The organism is Bacillus sp. JH7 (genome assembly GCF_001563515.1).
Taxonomy (GTDB): domain Bacteria; phylum Bacillota; class Bacilli; order Bacillales; family Bacillaceae_G; genus Bacillus_A; species Bacillus_A cereus.
Map to the genome: position 1 here is coordinate 251,544 of NZ_LPUS01000022.1, position 19,166 is coordinate 270,709.

Below are 19,166 nucleotides of genomic sequence, written 5' to 3' on the forward strand. Positions count from 1 at the left end.
TTCAATATGATTGAAGGCGTTTCTTATAATTTATTGTGCGATTAATTCAGCATCTATTACTTTCTCCAAATGAGATAATACACGCTTTGCAGCTTCTTCACCTTGATTAATACAGTCTGGAAGTCCAGCGCCAGCATAGGAGCTACCTGCCAAGTATATACCTGGCAACTCTTTCTCCATAAATGTTGTGAGCTGTTTCATTCGCTCGTTATGGCCTACTGTATATTGAGGCATCGCTTCTTTCCAGCGACTTACGATTGTAAACTCTGGATCCTCTGTAATATCCATCGTCTTCTTTAAATCCTCTAGTACGAGCTGAACGAGTTCTTCTTCAGTTTGTTCTACAACCGCTTCATCACCAGCACGCCCGACGTAGCAACGAAGGAGTGTTTTTCCTTCTGGCGTTGTATGCGGCCATTTTTTATGCGTCCACGTACATGCTGTAATGGTGTAATCGCTATTTCGTGATACGACAAATCCTGTACCATTAATATCGCGCTGGATTGCAGACTTTTGGAAAGCAAGTGCCACATTCGCAACGGATGTGGATGGAATATTACGGAAGAAACGAAACTGCTTGTACTGAGCAAACATGGACGGCAATACTTTATGCGAAGTTGCCACTACGATGGCGTCCGCTTCTATTTCTTTTCCGTTACTAAGAGTAATTGTAGAACCATCACCCTGTTTTGCAACTTTTTCAATGCGAGTTCCCTTTATTATCGTACCTTCATGCATCTTTGCTTCGAGAGATTTTACGATAGATTCTAAACCTGTTTTCACTGTTTGGAACATTCCCTTTTTCGGTTCAGCTTTCTCTTCTTTCGGAGCGAGCGTACGCATACCGAGTGAAATACTGCGATGTTTCTGCTCAATCTGATACATTTGCGGGAATGTTGACATTAAGCTCATTTGATCAATATCCCCTGCATAAATACCCGATAGTAACGGTTCTATTAAGTTTTCAACCACTTCGTTTCCAAGACGATGTCTGAAAAATTGTCCGAGTGATTGGTCAGATACTGGCTTTGACCTCGGCATTAATAGATCAAAACCAGCTCTTAGTTTACCAATTGGGGAGAACAGCCCGGAAAATAGAAACGGCGTAATTTGCGTTGGAATTCCCATCATTGATCCATTCGGCATTTTATGTAACCGATTGTTTACGAGGATAAATGATTGACCGGCTTGATTATTTACAAGTTCATCGCCAAGACCTAATTCTTTCACTAATCTAGCTGCACTTTCTTTTCGTGCTAAGAAAGAATCCGGTCCGCGCTCAATTGTAAATCCATCTTTTCGAACGGTTTGAATTTTTCCGCCAAGTTTACCCGATGCTTCTATAAGTAATGTATCAATCGGCAAGTTTTTTTCATGAATATTTTTTTGTAAGTTATACATTGCTGTTAATCCAGTGATGCCTCCGCCGACGATCACAACTTTTTTCCTCAAGCAGGCTCCCCCTTTCTTCTTACAGTACAGATTCTTTTTTCTTTAATACAACATCTGTTAAACAATCAATAAATGCGTCCGATGCATTTGGCATTTCTGGACGATAATATTTCGCACCAATTTCATCTGTTACAACTTTACACTCAAAGTCGTTGTCATATAAAACTTCTAAATGTTCCGCAACAAATCCAACTGGTGCATATACGAATGAAGTATAACCGTGCTTTTCATTTAGTTCTCTCGTTAAATCTTGTACATCTGGACCAATCCAAGGATCTGGTGTGTTTCCTGCACTTTGCCAGCCTACTGCATAGTTTGCTACTTCAGCTCCGCGCGCGATATAATCCGCTGTTTCATTTAATTGATCTGGATATGGATCGCCCATTGCAATAATTTTCTCTGGTAAGCTATGTGCAGATACGATTAATACTGCTTTTTCACGCTCTGCATCTGACATACCGTTATATATACCTTTCACTGCATCAACCCAGTACTGGATGAATTTCGGCTCTTTATACCAGCTATCAATGCCGTGAATTGTTAAGTTTCCAAGTTTCTCAGCTTCTTCTTGTGCTCGTCCAACGTATGATTTCACGCTAAACGTAGAATAGTGAGGTGCAAGAACAAGTGCGATTGCATCTTGTATTCCGTCGTTATGCATATCTTTCACCGCATCTTCAATAAACGGTTCAATATGTTTTAAACCAAGATACATATGGTACTCTACTTCATCTTGTACTTCATTTAAACGCTGTTCTAACTTCTTAGCTTGCTCTAATGTAATAGTAGCTAAAGGAGAAATACCACCAATTGCACGGTAACGCTCTGTTAAATCTTCCAGCATTTCAGGACTTGGCTTTCTTCCTCTACGAATATGTGTATAGTAACGTTCAATATCTTCTTCTTTATATGGCGTTCCGTATGCCATTACAAGCAAACCAATCTTCTTTTTCATACAGCAATTCTCCTTTACTTCGCTAACTGCCCTTTAGAGTATTCATGAATAAATGTAGTTAAACGTTTTAATGTATCCGGATTTACTTCTGGGAATACACCGTGACCTAAGTTAAAGATATAACCCGGCTGTTTCATCCCTTGATCTAAAATACCTTTTACATGTTCTTCAATAACAGACCATGGTGCAAGTAAGAATGAAGGGTCCATATTACCTTGTACCGCCTTATGAACGCCACGTGCACGTGCTTCTTCAATCGGTAAGCGCCAGTCTAAGCCGACTACATCAAGCGGTAAGTCGTGCCACTCATTCACTAAGTGTGCAGCTCCTACGCCGTGCATAATCATCGGTACACCCATCTTACGAACTTCTGCAAAAATACGCTCCATTGCTGGTTTAATAAATACGCGATAATCTGCTACATTTACTGTTCCAACCCAAGAATCGAAAATTTGAACTGCTTTTGCTCCTGCGTTTATTTGCGCTTTTAAATATGTAATAACCATATCTGCTAGTTTATCCATTAAAGCGAACCAAGCTTTTGGCTCTGCATACATGAACGCTTTCGTATTATGGTAGTTACGAGATGGACCGCCTTCAATCATATAGCTCGCTAATGTAAATGGAGCTCCTGAAAAACCGATTAACGGTACGTCTAACATTTCTGTCGTTAATAAACGAATTGTATCTAGTATGTACGGTACGTCATCTTCTGGATTGATTTCCCCTAGTTTTTCTACGTCTTGTAAAGAACGGATTGGATTATCAATAACTGGGCCAATACCTGATTTAATTTCTACATCCACACCAATTGCAGGTAGTGGTGACATAATATCTTTATAAAGAATTGCTGCGTCTACGTTATACTGATCAACCGGCAATTTTGTAACGTAAGCACATAACTCTGGATTATGTGTAATTTCAAATAAAGAATACTTTTCTTTAATCTTTCTATATTCCGGCTGTGAACGACCCGCTTGACGCATATACCATGCTGGTACATAATCGGTACGTTCCCCCCTACATGCTTTTAAAAATGTCTCATTTATAGTTCTTACCAAGACCCTTGCTCCCTTCCTTACCAATGCTTCGAATACGTTCGATATTTATCTTTTTTTACTATACAGCTTGTAAAAACAAAATGCATAATATTATGTACGTTGTTCATTAAATTGACACAAACATTCTTAAAAACGCTTACTATTTTCACAACATTCTTATTATAACACAGAGAAAAACTATGGTTTAGCTACTTTTGACTTTTCTCCTTCACGATTCGTTTGTGTATTATATGGTACAACGTAAAAGCTCGGTTTTGAAAATATGTTAACGAACTTTTCCTCATATTCCCCAGCACCATTTACAGTGCTAACATGTGTATGAATTCCGTTCTCCACTCTATAGATTCGGTACATAATTCTGTTATCTGGAAGTGGCGTCCAACTTAATTTTGCTTTAAATAAACCGAAAGGGCTAAATGATAGTTTCATTTTTACATCTTCAATTTTGCGCAGTCGAATCGGAGCGCCGATTGTTTCCACACCTTCAGGCTTCATAAACTTCTCTTTATGTTCTACATTAGCCTTCGTTAAAATTTTCTTAAACAATTTTGTCGCAGATGCACTTTCTCCTTGCAACTGATGCTCCTTATCCGTACGGTCATAACCAATCCAAACAGCGCCTACTAAGTTAGGTGTATAGCCGACGAACCACATATCTCTTGCTCCCTTATCGTCATTTGGCAATGAAGTTGTACCCGTTTTTCCAGCTAACGCACCGTTATATACACCAGCTCTCGCTGTTCCTTCCTTCACAACTCCTTCTAACATTTTCGTCATATACCATGCTGTCTGCTTCGAGAAGATTTTCGTCTCTACTTTTGGAGATTCCCCAATGACTGCACCGTGTCTATTCAATACTTTATCAATAACGTGCGGCTCAATAATATTTCCATTTGCTAAAAATGAACGATACATTTTTACAAGATCAAATGTTGAAACGCCATTTTTTAGTCCCCCAAGCGCTGTACTTAAACCAGCATCTGCAATATGGACATTTCCTTTTTCTAAATATTGCTTTCCTTCTTCTACCCCTAACTCATTTAATAAAGAAACTGCCGGTACGTTTGCCGACTCTAAAATCGCATCATACATCGTCATTTCTTTTGAATACTCATGATTATAATTTCGAGGTTCATACCCTTCAAAAGAATTTCTTTCATTCGTTAATAAAGAATACGGATTATACTTTTTCGTTTCTAGTGCTGGTGCATAAACGATAAGTGGTTTTAAAACAGATCCGGGCTGCCTTTTGGCAAAAACACGATTAAATCCTCTCGGGACGTACTTTCTTCCCCCAATCGCCGCTTTAATCCCTCCCGTACGATTATCCATTAATAAGAAAGCACCTTGCGCCCCTTCTTCTTTCCCAGGAAAATTCCTTGCATCTTGAAACTGGTTATATGCTACCTTTTGAATCTTTTCATCCATAGGTACGACAAACGTATATCCTCCGCGAAGTACTTCTTGATGAGACAACCCGTATAAACGAGCGGCTTCATCTATGACCATATCAATATACGGCATATATGCAAGCTCATTCTCATCTAAATTTTTATATAGAGCAATTGTCTTCCCTTGATAACGAACGCTTTCTTCTGCAGTCAAATAGCCTTGTTTATGCATAAGTGACAATACTAGATCGCGGCGTTCCTTACTCTTCTCTGCAGAATAGTATGGTGAATATCCGTTTGGTGACTTCGGAAGGCCTGCAAGCATTGCCCCTTCCTCTACTGTTAAATCCTCAACATTTTTATTAAAATATAACTTTGCTGCTGCTTGAATACCGTAAGCCCCATGACCAAAATAAATATGATTCATATACATTTCAAGAATTTGTTGCTTCGTATATTTTTGCTCTAATTGAAGAGAAATTGCGACTTCCTTCAATTTGCGCGTAAATGTTTTTTCACGAGTTAAAAAGACGTTTTTAGCGAGTTGCTGCGTAATGGTACTACCGCCCTCTACCTTCTCTCTAGCTAACGTATCTTTATAAAGAGCACGGAATATAGACGGATAATCAATCCCTTGATGCTCATAAAAACGAGAATCTTCCACCGCAACAAACGCCTGCTGCACATACTTCGGAATTTGCTCGATCGGTACGAGGTCTCTATTTTCTACATATAATTTCGTAATTTCTTTCCCTTTCTGGTCAACGATACGTGATGAAGAGTGGAAAACGAGCTGCTTTTCATCCATCATATAGCCACCAGCTAACACGATAAGTTTATAGAGTACAATCGCTACTACGAACGTTGCGACGCCGCCTAATAAAGTCCACTTTACTTTCTTCATACATCGTCCTTCTTTCCAAATGATGGTACATTTATTATTTGAAAAAGAAGTATCTTTATGTATATAATCTTCGAAGTTTTTTAAGAGAGTTGATATAATAGAAACAAACTAGTAAGGGGGCATTAAAATGAAGGCTATTATTTCATACGAAACACCTCTAGAACAAGCACATTTCACTGCAAAAAATAATGAAAAAGATATGTTTTATAAAGAAAATACAGGAGAATTAGTAGAAGGTTCACTTCAGTATGACGTACTAGATGCTGTCGGTGAATTCAAAGGACAACCTGGCTATATCGTTTGTAACAACATTTCTGTAACAGACGAAGGTCGCTCTGTATTTGAAAACCGCTTTAAAAACCGCGCAGGCCTTATCGAAAACGAACCAGGATTCCAAGCGATCCGCGTTCTACGCCCATTAAGTAACGATACATATGTCATCTTAACGATGTGGGAAACAGAGCAAAACTTTAAAGACTGGACAGAATCACGTTCATTCGAAAACGCTCATAAAAAACGTCCCACGCAAGTAGAAGGAAAACCTCAGACTCAAGCGCATCCACATGCGGAACAGCAAAAGAGTATTTTCTCTCGCCCTTCTTTTGTGACTACTTTTGATGTGTTAGTTTAATTTTTTTGAGTTTGGATTTCGGAAACCACGGTATGTGAAATTATATCGGCGATTCTTCGAATATATCAGCGCAACTCGAATTATATCAGCGTTTTTCTGAATATATCAGCGCAACTCGAATTATATCAGCGATTCTTCGAATATATCGACTTATCGACAAATCATGACACAAAAAGGAAACACCATTACACACCGGTGTTTCCTTTTTCTTTGTACCAATTATATATACGAAGTGAATCTTTTTTTCTCATATGCTTTACTTCATAACCCCGCCCCGCTACCGCTACAAGAGTTGTACATAATTCATCCTTTCTTTGAAAATACGATTGATTATAACCTACTGCTTGAACATGTCTTCTTCGCATTATTCCTGTATATTTCGAAAAATTACGATATACAACCGTTAGTTGATTTTCTCTTAATTCATAACCGCCACTTTTATATCTAGCATACGCAAGTAACGAAAACACGATAAATAACGGTAAAATAAAAAACAACGCAATATATTGTTTTAAATATATACTTACGCTAACAATTAGAACTGTGAGTATGATACTTATTAACCAGCCCATAATGAAATAACGACGCAACGCTGTTTTTGGTAAGTGAGCGATCTCCGCTTCAATTTCATAAGGTAACTCTAAATATGTGAGCAGGTGCTGTACATCTTTTTTCTTCATAAAAGGATGCAACATCACTTCATTACTTGCTGCTCCAATACTGTGAATTGCTTCCACTTCAACAGCGCAATAACCAAATGGCTGGCGAAGCATACATTCTTTTACAGTAATCGCTTGAATTCGGTGCAATTTTAAGACAAACTCTTTCTTTTCAAATAACCCTTGAACGATACGAATTTCTTCCCCTTTTCGCTCAATTTTAAAGTTTGCATATTTCAACACATATCCAGCCGTGGAAATAATCCATGAAATTGCCATTAAAATTAATGCTATTACAATTAGTTTATAAACACCGTTTCCCATCACATACGCTTCTACTTTACTTGTGAATCCTTCAGGAAGAACAAAATCAAACTTTGTGTAAAGAAGTACCAGTCCAGAAAACACTAGTCCGAACCGACCAGATGTAATCGCTGCCGCTAAAACCTCTTTCGCTGTTAACTGATAAACCGTCTTGCTTTCTTCCTCTTCTATTTCTTCTTTTACAGTAGTTTCTTTCTTATGTAATAAAGAGATTAAATGTTTTACCTCGTCTTCTTTAATACCAGCCAACATCACTTCTGGTTCACTACCACCACCCGCTACTTCTATATTTAACTTCATAAGCCCAAGCATCTGATAAATGACATTAGAAGACGTACTAACATTTTGCACACGTTCTTTATTTAAATAACTTTCCTTCTTTACAAAAACACCGTGCTTTATATGTAAAATATTATTCTCAATCCAATACACTTTAAAATACCATTTAATTGCTGAAAAAATAGCCATGATGAATAAAACAACCAGAAGGAAAAGATAAAATAAATACCAAGGTTCCACTTGTTCATCAGGTTTAAATAAAACAAGAATAATAAGTGGCAACAAACTCGCAACTCTAATACCTAACAATATCGTAATCGGATGTTGCCTCTTATACATCCTTATCACTCACTTTCGCAAGTTCTCCAATTTGTCTTTTTAGCTGTTCTGCTTCTTCTTTCGTTAAACCTGGAATACTATGAGAAGTTGCGGCTGTTGAAATGTGTAATTCTGCTAAATTATACTTTCTCATGATCGGCCCTTGCTCAATCGTTACGTGCTGCACACGGATCATCGGAATAAGTACGCGTTTTACAACGAACATTCCCTTTTGAATCTCAATCTCTTCTTCATTTAATCTGTAACTATAATAGCGCTGACGCAAATTTGGAAACACAAAATAATCAAGTGGAATAAATGTAATAGCTCCTGTTACTAATAGTCCAAACAACCAGCCCCACCAGTTAAAGTTAATCATAAAAAAGAAATACGCAATTACGACTGTTAGTATAACTGCCGCCCCAATTAAAGCGTGAATTCGCCACACTTTCAGCATATTAGAATGAATCTCTCTTTCTAACGGCTGCATCTCATCACTCCAATTCTATGAATTTATTACTTATATATTATCAAAAATAAGATTTCATATACATTTTTGTAAATTTATAGTCAAATAATAACATTTGAATCAAAAGCATATTAAAGAAAAACATACCTCAGTTTTGAAAATTATATATTATAAATATGAATTATATTGAACTAAAATAAACCTTACATGATTCATGTAAGGTTTATCGTTTTATACACAATATATTTCATTATTGTTGAGATATACTAGCATCGCTTTCAATTCGCTTTTCTTTTTGGCTCAGTTTTTTATCTTTAGATTTTTTTAATGTTAAAGTCATACCAATAAAAATAAAAAGAATTCCTGTTATTTGCATTAAAGTTGGACGGAATCCAGTAAGTACAGTATCTAATAATATTGCCACTGCCGGATCCAAAAAAACTAATATTGAGATTGTTTTTGTAGATAAATAGCGTAAACTATCAAAAAACAGATAATATACTATCCCTGTGTGAATAAAACCAGTAGCTATAATATATGTCCAATTACTTTGAGTGAGGCCACTAAAAGCATCTAAATCTATAAATGGTATTAAAAGAAATATCCCCAAGAATGTTTGTAAAAATGTCATTGCATACGCACTCATTTTGTTAATCCCTTTACCAAATAAAGTTGTAAATGCATAAAAGAGAGCTGCAAGAAATCCCCATATCATACCTGAAGACATTAATGAACCGACAGAGAAACTTCCATCGATACCAGCAATTAATAAAGCTCCTGCAAAACACACAACTATTGAAATGATAGATATGAATGTTAATTTTTCTTTAAAGACGATACTTCCAATTAACAGTACAATTACTGGTGCAAGATGATAAACCGAGATAGCAATTGTAACTGACATATTTTCAAAGGCTTTAAATAAGAAAACCCAATTAAATACTAAGAAAAAGCCACATATTAAAACTTGAATAACTTCTTTTCGTTCCCATTTATCTTGTTTATATTGCCCTGTAAGCAACCAGCATACACTTAAAAATATTGTCGCAAAAATACACCTTACAAACACTAATTCAAACGAAGGTAAGTTTGTTTGAACTGAAAAAAATCCAACTGATCCAAAGATAACCATTGATGCTATCATCTTTAAAGCCGGTACCGTTTTCTCTTGCTTAAAACTTTTTTGAAGCAAATTAATCCCCCTCCAATAAAAACTCGGTTTATAGTGAGAAAAACACCAGCCTAAAAAAGGACAGGTGCTTTTCCTCAAAAACACTCAATTATAAATTTTTCCCAGCAGTCCAACCACCATCAATTACAAAATTAGAACCAGTAATAAAGCGGGCCTGATCAGAAATCAAGTACTCAATACATGAAACAATATCCTGCGGCAACCCCCAAGTATCTAAAGATTGATTACTTTTTATCATAGACATCAAGGCTTTATTACTAAAGTATTCTTCTGTAAGTTCAGTTCTAATAACACCAGGAGAAATGCTATTCACCCTTATATTTTGCTTTCCAAATTCCATAGCCATCTGTTTAGTCAATCCGATTAAAGCATGCTTTGATGCAACATAAGCAGCTCGCTCTGGTTCAGCCATTAATCCAGAAACCGATGCTATATTCACAATACAACCTTTTATTTTCGATTCACACCATCGCTTAGCTACTTCCCTAGAAAGGATAAATGGGGCTACTAAATTTACATCAATTACTTTTTTAAACATATCATCGGATAAATGTAAAACAGGTGTTATCTCTCGAATACCAGCTGCATTTATTAATATATCAGGAGAAAGCTTTTCTAAATCTAATTGAGTAAAAAGATTATGAATCGCTTCGCTATTACTTAAATCAATTTGCACTACTTTCAAAGGCATATCTGTTTTCATATAATCTATTAAATTATTATTATTAATATCAAGCGCTATTACATGAAATGATTTTTCTAAAAAGTATTTTATACAAGCATGACCTATACCGCTATTGGCTCCAGAAATCATAATTATTTTATTCTCTCTCATTTTGTCTCCTTATAAGAAAATGTTACTAATAAAATATCACGAAAAGCCTCCGTACTACATTCTGTTCCAAGTGGCGTTACGGCATGGAAGACCTTTTGTCCAAATACTAAAGTTTCTAAAGGCTCCTTCAAACTTATAAACTGATTAATTTCCCGAGGAGAATTAGCTATTAAATTATCTCCACCAATAGCTGTATTACTTAAATTCATAAGGTGTAAAAACACTACTGGTTCATCATCTTTATGTAACCAAATAGGTGAACTAAAAGATGGTCTTTCTTTAGTAGCTTTATATCTTACTTGATGTAAACCTATAATTAAGTCTTTACTTGTATCTATTATATTTGTTTTAAATGCAAATTCAGTATCGAAGCGCACGATATTTTGAATTAAAGGATTACATAAAAAGCTATCATTTATGCTATTGAACTGTCTAACTTTCCCGCCATCGTCATAGTTATATTCTTTAGATTGGAAGTAATCATTACTATTATCTAAAATATAATCTGGTGAATCAACATACTTTATATACCTTGAATAAGATCTAGCACGGCATTCACCGTATGCATCATCTTCCAAATTATAATAATCTAACTGTGCTTGTGTTAATAAACGATGATTCTCTTCCTCTTGTAAAAAGATTTCATTTGAGATTTCAAGGAATCCTTTAGATTCAAATTCATGTACCTTTTCTTCTATGCTAAAGCCACTCATTTTACTAAGAACAAACGTCATTATAAAAACCTCCACACTATTGTATTTTTCTATCTCACCCTATGTTAGAAATGCAATAAGTAACCGAGATTCTTGCTTAATAAAATTAAAAATTATGATATTCAATTAATACACCAAATGAAATATACGTAATTCATTAAAATTATTTATTAAGCAATATTATATATCCTTTTGGTTATTTTTTCTAATTATCTGAAGATTTATCAACATTAGTCTTAATATTCAAAAATAAAGAAATAGATTTTTCAGAAAGATAAAACTGCGCGTATTGCAATTATTTATGTATATAACTTTTTAAAAATTATATTTTAAATATAGCTAGTTTTTTATAAATTTTTTGATATAATTACATACGGGAAAAGGGAAGAACTTTGTCTTCCCTTGTGTTTTTATTTGCATCTAGTACTTTTGCTAGATGCTTTTTTTTATGCTAAAAAGGGTATCCTCAAATACTTTGAGGATACCTTTTCCATCAATTAGTGCAGTTCAATAATTGTACCATCTTCGAATACTTTGAATACTCCAGTAAATCCTGGTCCAGCTGCGCCTTCTATTTTATATGTCGTACGCACTCTAATTTGATAATATTTCTTTCCATTCTCCACTTGCGTATTCTCTAGCGTGTAATCATAGTCTTCTTTATATTCATTTTTAATATATTCTTTAGCTTTCTCAAAAGTAAATGCATTTTGTTTTTTTTCTGTCTCAGTTTTTTGATTTTTTTCTGCCTCTACCTTCTGATTCTTTTCTGTCTCAGTTTTTTGATTTTTTTCTGCCTCTACCTTCTGATTCTTTTCAGTCGCTAGCTTTTGATTTTTTTCTGTCTCTGCTTTTTGATTCTTTTCTGTTGCTACCTTTTGAGTCGTTACTGCAGTGGTTTTTTGTGCCTTCGTTGGTGATTCACTTTTTGCATTTTTTTCTTCTTCATTAATTTTAGTAACTAATCCTACCGCTTTTTTATTATATTCTTCAAGTTTCTTGTTATCTTTTGTTTCTGCAACTAGCTTATTTAATATCTCTCTTGCTTCTGCATAATTTTTCTTACTTATTAACTCTTCACTTTTCGTCAGTTGCTCGCTATACTTCTTTTTTTGTTCTAAGATGGCTAGTAATGCTGTCCGTTCTTCCTTCGCTTGTTTTATAAGCGTAGTATTTCCATTCTTCATGTTCTCTACTTTTTCAAATGACTTGATTGATTCTTCTATCTTTGTTTCTTCTTTTAACTTCACAGCTTCAATCATTGCTTTCGTTTGTTCTACAAGAACTTTTGCATCTGAATCATCTTTTTTCTCATCTAGCGCTTGTTCAAATGATGATAAGGCATTTTTATATTCTTTATTCGTTAACGCGGTCTTTCCTTCATCCATTGCTTTTTCAAAATTACCATTACTACATCCAGCTAACATTAAAAACGTAAGTCCAATTACCATTAATAACTTTTTCATTTTCTCTCCTCCTATATATCCCTAAAATAATAACAGCATATGTATAAAAGTCTGTGTAGTAATTAGACTGAAAGTAAATATGTACTACGTTGTGTGTGGGAAAGGAATTACATTTCATTTACTATCATTACTTAAAACTCCTAAATAGTTGGTTTTCTTCTTCTTTTAAGACAGAAAGGAGTTTTAATAATGTGCGTAAATCTCTCACCAGGCTCTTTACTACACACACTCTTATACACATAGAAAAACTATTTTTAGGTTGCTATTTTTTTAACTTTACATATTCTCGGTTGATTGATACGAACCTCATTTCGTAACATAACGAAAGACAAAAGAAAACAAACCGTAACATAAGTTACCGTTTGTAACATTAATGTAATATAAATGTAACATAAGAATTTTGAACATACAATAGTTTTTTTACATTATTTTCCCCTATCTACATTTTAAGGTGCTACTACAGTGCTAAAACGATTTTCATCTCCCACCTGTTATTGGACTATCATCCTTTGAGTACTTTAGGAAATAGACTTCTTTCCTAAAGTACTCAAATTAATTACAAAGATAACTCTTTTTTCATCCAAACATTACGAAGACCTTTAATCTTTTACTTTCACATTAAATATATATAGCTAACTTTTTTGATATAGTCACATTAAGAAAATAGGGCAAACTTTGTATTCCTTTTTGTTTTTATTTGTATCGAGTTCTTTTGCTAAATACTTTTTTATTTGACATAAAAAAGGTATCCTCAATTACTTTGAGGATACCTTTTCACCTTTATTATCTCTGCTGTTTTCTACCTAATATGAGTAATCCAAAACTCATCATTACAAGAAGTGCTCCCATATATGGTTCCACAGGCATTTTCTGCCCTGTCTTCGGTAATTCTTTTTCAAGTTTCTCTGGATTCGGTGTTCCAGGCTTTTCTGGATCTGGTGTTCCAGGCTTTTCTGGATCTGGTGTTCCAGGTTTTTCTGGATCTGGTGTTCCAGGCTTTTCTGGATCTGGTGTTCCAGGTTTTTCTGGATTTGGTGTTCCAGGCTTTTCTGGATCTGGTGTTCCAGGCTTTTCTGGATCTGGTGTTCCAGGTTTTTCTGGATCTGGTGTTCCAGGCTTTTCTGGATCTGGTGTTCCAGGTTTTTCTGGATCTGGTGTTTCTGGGCCTGGTGGCGCTAAATGATTCAATTTGTTTAATACTTCTAATTGAACTGCATTTATCATTCCATTTGTAATTTCAAATGGAATTGGATTAGTTAATTTTTCATATCCTTTTGGTGCTTCTACTTCTACTAGTGTGTAGTTACCTACAGATAGATCTGTGATTTTTGCCTTTCCATCTTTATCTGTTGTTACTTTCACTACTACTTTTCCCTTTTCATCATGAACCTCAAACACAGCTCCTGATAAGACTTCCTTGCTTTCAGCGGCCATTTTTGTAATCTCCACTGAACCTTTGTCTAACTGTTCATTCTCTACTTGCAATGATAAGACTTTCGTCATACCTTTTTCAATTTCGAATGAAACTGGCTTTTCTAGTGGTTTGTATCCTGCTGGTGTTTCTACTTCTACTAACTCATACTTTCCAATAGATAAATCTAAAATGTCTGCTTTTCCTTCTTTATCCGTTGTTACTTTCGCAACTACTTTGCCTTTTGAGTCACGTACTTCAAATACAACATTTTCTAATGGTGCTTTACTGTCTTTATCTATTTTTGTGATTTCTACATTCCCCGTATCTACCATTTCATTTTCTACAGTGAACGCTAAAGATTTTGTCATACCTTTTGTAATTTCAAATGGTACAGGCTTTTCTAATTTTTTGTAGCCTGGTAAACTCTCTACTTCTACTAACTTGTACTTTCCTACTGATAAATCTGCAACTGTTGCTTTTCCACCTTTATCTGTCGTTACTTTCGTTACTACCTTGCCTTTGTCGTCTTGAACTTCAAAGACTACACCTGCTAACGGTGCCTTATTATCTTTATCTATTTTTGTAATTTCTACATTTCCCGTATCTACCATTTCATTTTCTATTTTTAATGATAGAACTTCTGTCATACCCTTTTTAATTTCAAACGGTACTGGTTCTGTTAATTGTTTGTGGCCTGGTAAGCTTTCTTTCTCTACTAATTTGTACTTTCCTACAGATAAGTCTGAGATTTTTGCTTTACCATTTTTATCTGTCTTTACTTCCGTTACTACTTTTCCTTGTTCGTCTTGTACTTCGAAGACTACGTCTTCTAATACTTTTTGACTATCTTTATCTACTTTTGTAATTTCTACTGAACCTTTGTCTAACTGCTCATTCTCTACTTTTAATGATAAGACTTCTGTCATACCTTTTTTGATTTCGAATGATACTGGTTCTGTTAATTGTTTGTAGCCTGGTAAGCTTTCTTTCTCTACTAATTTGTACTTTCCTACAGATAAGTCTGAGATTTTTGCTTTACCATTTTTATCTGTCTTTACTTCCGTTACTACTTTTCCTTGTTCGTCTTGTACTTCGAAGACTACGCCTTCTAATGCTTTTTGACTATCTTTATCTACTTTTGTAATCTCTACTGAGCCTTTGTCTAACTGTTCATTCTCTACTTTTAATGATAAGACTTCTGTCATACCTTTTTTGATTTCGAATGATACTGGCTCTGTTAGTTTTTTGTAACCTGGTAAGCTTTCTTTCTCTACTAATTTGTACTTTCCTACAGATAAGTCTGAGATTTTTGCTTTACCATTTTTATCTGTCTTTACTTCCGTTACTACTTTTCCTTGTTCGTCTTGTACTTCGAAGACTACGCCTTCTAATGCTTTTTGATTATCTTTATCTACTTTTGTGATTTCTACATTTCCCTTGTCTAACATTTCGTTTTCTACTGTTAAAGCAAGAGATTTTGTCATGCCTTTTTCAATTTGGAAAGTAATCGTATCTACTAATTGTTTATATCCTTTTGGTGCTTTTACTTCTACTAACTTGTATGTGCCGACTGATAAATTAGTAACTTGTACTTGTCCTTTTTTATCTGTCGTTATTTTAGCGACTACTTGTCCTGCTTCATCTTGAATTTCAAAGACTACATCAGCTAAAGCATCTTTATTTTCTTTATCTACTTTTGTAATTTCTACATTTCCTGTATCCACTAATTCATTTTCTACTGTTAGCTTTAGCGCTGTTACTCTACCCTTTTCAATTTCGAATGAAATTGGCTTTTCTAGTGGTTTGTATCCTGCCGGTGTTTCTACTTCCACCAACTCATACTTCCCGATAGATAAATCTGAAACGTTTGCTTTTCCTTCTTTATCCGTCGTTACTTTTGCAACTACTTTTCCTTTTAAATCACGTACTTCAAATACAACATTTTCTAATGGTGCTTTACTATCTTTATCTATTTTTGTTATCTCGACATTCCCTGTATCCACCATTTCATTTTCTACTTTTAATGATAGGACTTCGGTCATGCCTTTTTTGATTTCAAATGATATTGGTTTTTCTAATTTTTTATAACCAGGTAAACTTTCTACCTCTACTAATTCATACTTTCCTACAAGTAAATCTGAAACATTTGCTTTTCCATCTTTATCTGTCGTTACTTTTGTAACTTCATTACCCTTTTCATCTTGGACGATGAATGTTACTCCCGCTAACGGTGCTTTATTATCTTTATCTATCTTTGTTATCTCTATATTTCCCGTATCTACCATTTCATTTTCTATTTTTAATGATAGAACTTCGGTCATGCCTTTTTTGATTTCAAACGATACTGGCTCTGTTAATTTTTTATAGCCTGGTAAACTTTCTTTCTCTACTAATTTATACTTTCCTACTAATAGATCTGAGATTTTTGCTTTACCATCTTTATCTGTTTTTACTTCCTTTACTACTGTTCCAGCTTCATCTTGCACTTCAAAGACTACGCCTTTTAATGCTTTTTTGCTGTCTTTATCTATTTTTGTAATTTCTACTGAACCTTTATCTAACTGTTCATTTTCTACTTTCAATGATAGGACTGTTGTCATACCTTTTGTAATTTCGAATGATACTGGATCTGTTAGCTTTTTGTAGCCTGGTAAACTTTTCGTCTCTACTAATTTGTACTTTCCTACTGATAGATCTGAGATTTTTGCTTTACCATCTTTATCTGTTTTTACTTCTGTTACTACTTTTCCTTGCTCATCTTGCACTTCGAAGACTACGCCTTCTAATACTTTTTGGCTATCTTTATCTATTTTTGTAATTTCTACTGAGCCTTTGTCTAACTGCTCATTTTCTACTTTTATCGATACAGCTTTTGTCATACCTTTTGTAATTTCAAATGGTACTGGTTCTGTTAGCTTTTTATAACCTGGTAAGCTTTTCGTCTCTACTAATTTGTACTTTCCTACTGATAGATCTGAAACGTTTGCTTTTCCATCTTTATCTGTTACTACTTTTCTTACTACTCCATCTTTCTCATCTTGGACTTCAAATTCGACACCCGCTAATACTGCCCCGTTTTCTTTGTCCACTTTTGTGATTTCTATATTACCTTTGTCAACCATTGCATTTTCCACTTGTATTGGGAATATGCCGTCCCCTGTTACATTTACTTCGAACTCTGTTTCTTTTAATTGGTATCCTTCAGGTGCTTTCGTTTCTTTTAAAATATATTTTCCTAGTGCTAACGGTTTAGAGGTTGCCTTACCATCTTTATCTGTAACAATATGTTCGACTACTACACCGTCTTTTACTATATCAAACTCTGCATTTGCTAATGGTTTCTCACCATTTTCCGAATCAATTTTCTTTACTTCAATTTGACCCTTTTGCACAGTATTTTTAATTTCAATTGTTTTTGTTTCTCCAGCTTGAAGTGTAACCTCTACTGGGCTTGTTAATTTTTGATATCCTTCTGGTGCTACTGTTTCATAAACTTTATACGTCCCCGGAGCTAAAGTTTGAGGTACTGAAAAACCTTTTTCGTCCGTTGTCAGTTTTGCAACAACTTCATTTGCACTATTTCGAACTTCAAATTCGGCACCTTTTAACCCTTTGCTCGGATTCTCAGAATCTATTTTATGAAGCGATACTGTACCATCTTTTGGAGCTTCAGGCGGCGTAATAGTTACTTCTTTTGATGTTAATGTTTTATCATCAAAATGTAATTCTGCTTTATTAGGAATCTTCTTATCTACGTAAGAAGATAAGTCTGCATTATTTTTAATTTTCGCCTTGATACTAAGATTAATTATCTGGTCTTCATACGACTTATAATCAAAATTCTCACCAAACGTAAATGTTACTTCACTTCTTTGTTTATCTATATTTAACGTTCCTTTAGAAGTAATATCTTGGCCATTTTGATCATACACTTTTGCCTCTAATACTTCTAAAACATCTTCTAAATCATCACTAATTACCATTGATGTGTATTTAGGAGGATCGTTTGGTATATGTGTACCAACTTGATATTGAATAACTTGATTCATTTGTGTTAGCTGCTCATTCTCTACAAGCTTGCCATTCTCATCAACTATATTTTTTTCAATGCTAGGTGGATTATCGTCACCTGAACCGGATCCTCCCCCACCACTCACAAATACTTGTCCTACTTTTTCTTCAGTTTTAATATTTTTACCTTCTAATTTCACAGTATTTTTATGAGGTTTTGCAGCAGGATTTGTAACCTTTGTTTTATATCTTAAAATATAGCCTTTTGAACTGTCTGGAAATTCAATTGTAAATCCAGTCTTTGTTGCATTTATTTTAATGTTAGATAAATTTGCTGGCTTAATATTTGTTGGTGCATAACCATCTTCAAATACAGCCTCTTCTAATAATACGCTGTCTGTAATTAACTCATGCCCAGGTCCTAATGTATCTGTTAATTTAAGATCTTGCATTTCTGTTCCAGTTGCATTTACATATACAAGCCAATCAGCAATAGACGGATCTTCTTGATTATAAGAACCCCATTTCAATAGATTTTCCGTATTGGGTTGTGGCTTCGGTCTCTCTGTCGTATTACTTACATTTACTTCTTTATTTACGATTTGACCATCAACGTTAAATTCTAATGGAATTTCTTTAACACCATCATATGCTTCTAGACCAAAGTAGAATTCTACGAATAAAGAACCTTTAATGTTGTTCTTTCCTTCTACGTAATCACCCATAGTACACGTTAATAGACCCTTTTTCATCTCACATGTACCAACTGTTTTTCCTTCAGCATCTTTTAAAGGAAAACTCATATTCATAAGGTCTTTTCGAAACTCTTTTGGCATATCAATTGTGAATTGATCTCCACTTTTTATTTTTTCTTTAGCTGACCACTTCACTTCTACTTTCATACCATCTGAGGCTTGATATGGTTCAGATGTCGTGCCATCAGTACGGGAAATATTAATTTCGTCCACTGGACTTTTCATCACAGCAGCTTGAATAACTGGAGCCCACACATTCAGCACTGAAAATAATACTAGAAAAACTAATGAAACCATTGAAACATGTCTTTTAGTACTTTTCATTTGCATAGTTCCC

Annotated in this window: 12 protein-coding genes; 1 reads left to right on the forward strand and 11 read right to left on the reverse strand. The window is 34.7% G+C overall.

Features of this window, described 5'->3' with window-relative positions; all coding sequences use genetic code 11:
- Nucleotides 1-30: 30 nt before the first annotated feature.
- From hemY to AU379_RS21840, 4 genes are all read right to left on the reverse strand, one after another.
- The gene (gene hemY / locus AU379_RS21825) at nucleotides 31-1,452 is read right to left on the reverse strand and encodes a protoporphyrinogen oxidase (protein WP_061139713.1); all 1,422 of its coding nucleotides are present in this window, start codon (nucleotides 1,450-1,452) and stop codon (nucleotides 31-33) included.
- A 19-nt stretch (nucleotides 1,453-1,471) separates the two neighbouring features.
- Complete coding sequence (gene hemH / locus AU379_RS21830; protein ID WP_000726800.1) at nucleotides 1,472-2,407, reverse strand: ferrochelatase; 936 nt, start codon at nucleotides 2,405-2,407, stop codon at nucleotides 1,472-1,474.
- A gap of 14 nt (nucleotides 2,408-2,421) precedes the next feature.
- Nucleotides 2,422-3,468, reverse strand: a complete 1,047-nt coding sequence (hemE, locus tag AU379_RS21835; protein WP_000252605.1) for a uroporphyrinogen decarboxylase — start codon at nucleotides 3,466-3,468, stop codon at nucleotides 2,422-2,424.
- A gap of 177 nt (nucleotides 3,469-3,645) precedes the next feature.
- Nucleotides 3,646-5,763 (reverse strand): PBP1A family penicillin-binding protein, encoded by a 2,118-nt coding sequence (locus tag AU379_RS21840; RefSeq protein WP_000756294.1) that lies wholly within the window; start codon nucleotides 5,761-5,763, stop codon nucleotides 3,646-3,648.
- Between the two features lie 127 nt (nucleotides 5,764-5,890).
- On the opposite strand from AU379_RS21840, the gene hmoB reads away from it, so the two are divergent.
- Entirely contained in the window at nucleotides 5,891-6,394 is a 504-nt protein-coding gene (gene hmoB / locus AU379_RS21845) for a heme-degrading monooxygenase HmoB (protein WP_025966980.1), read from the forward strand.
- A gap of 185 nt (nucleotides 6,395-6,579) precedes the next feature.
- Here the strand turns inward: hmoB and AU379_RS21850 are convergent, their stop codons facing one another.
- From AU379_RS21850 to AU379_RS21880, 7 genes are all read right to left on the reverse strand, one after another.
- Nucleotides 6,580-7,995, reverse strand: a complete 1,416-nt coding sequence (locus AU379_RS21850; RefSeq protein WP_061139714.1) for a PH domain-containing protein — start codon at nucleotides 7,993-7,995, stop codon at nucleotides 6,580-6,582.
- A complete protein-coding gene (locus AU379_RS21855) occupies nucleotides 7,988-8,464 on the reverse strand; it encodes a PH domain-containing protein (protein WP_001182722.1) in 477 nt (158 codons plus the stop codon). Before AU379_RS21855 ends, AU379_RS21850 begins: the two co-directional genes overlap by 8 nt.
- Nucleotides 8,465-8,693: 229 nt before the next feature.
- Nucleotides 8,694-9,635: a DMT family transporter gene (locus AU379_RS21860; RefSeq protein WP_000939627.1), complete on the reverse strand. Its 942-nt coding sequence runs from the start codon at nucleotides 9,633-9,635 to the stop codon at nucleotides 8,694-8,696.
- Nucleotides 9,636-9,723: 88 nt separating this feature from the next.
- Nucleotides 9,724-10,470, reverse strand: a complete 747-nt coding sequence (locus AU379_RS21865) for an SDR family oxidoreductase (protein WP_001208940.1) — start codon at nucleotides 10,468-10,470, stop codon at nucleotides 9,724-9,726.
- Nucleotides 10,467-11,204 carry a 2OG-Fe dioxygenase family protein gene (locus AU379_RS21870; protein ID WP_000144819.1) on the reverse strand — a complete coding sequence of 246 codons (738 nt, stop codon included), beginning with the start codon at nucleotides 11,202-11,204 and terminating at the stop codon, nucleotides 10,467-10,469. The genes AU379_RS21865 and AU379_RS21870 overlap by 4 nt, the downstream gene beginning before the upstream one ends.
- Before the next feature lie 476 nt (nucleotides 11,205-11,680).
- On the reverse strand, nucleotides 11,681-12,649 hold the full coding sequence (locus AU379_RS21875; protein ID WP_044584211.1) for a hypothetical protein: 969 nt from the start codon (nucleotides 12,647-12,649) through the stop codon (nucleotides 11,681-11,683).
- Between the two features lie 783 nt (nucleotides 12,650-13,432).
- Nucleotides 13,433-19,159 (reverse strand): SpaA isopeptide-forming pilin-related protein, encoded by a 5,727-nt coding sequence (locus AU379_RS21880; protein WP_061139715.1) that lies wholly within the window; start codon nucleotides 19,157-19,159, stop codon nucleotides 13,433-13,435.
- Nucleotides 19,160-19,166: the final 7 nt, after the last annotated feature.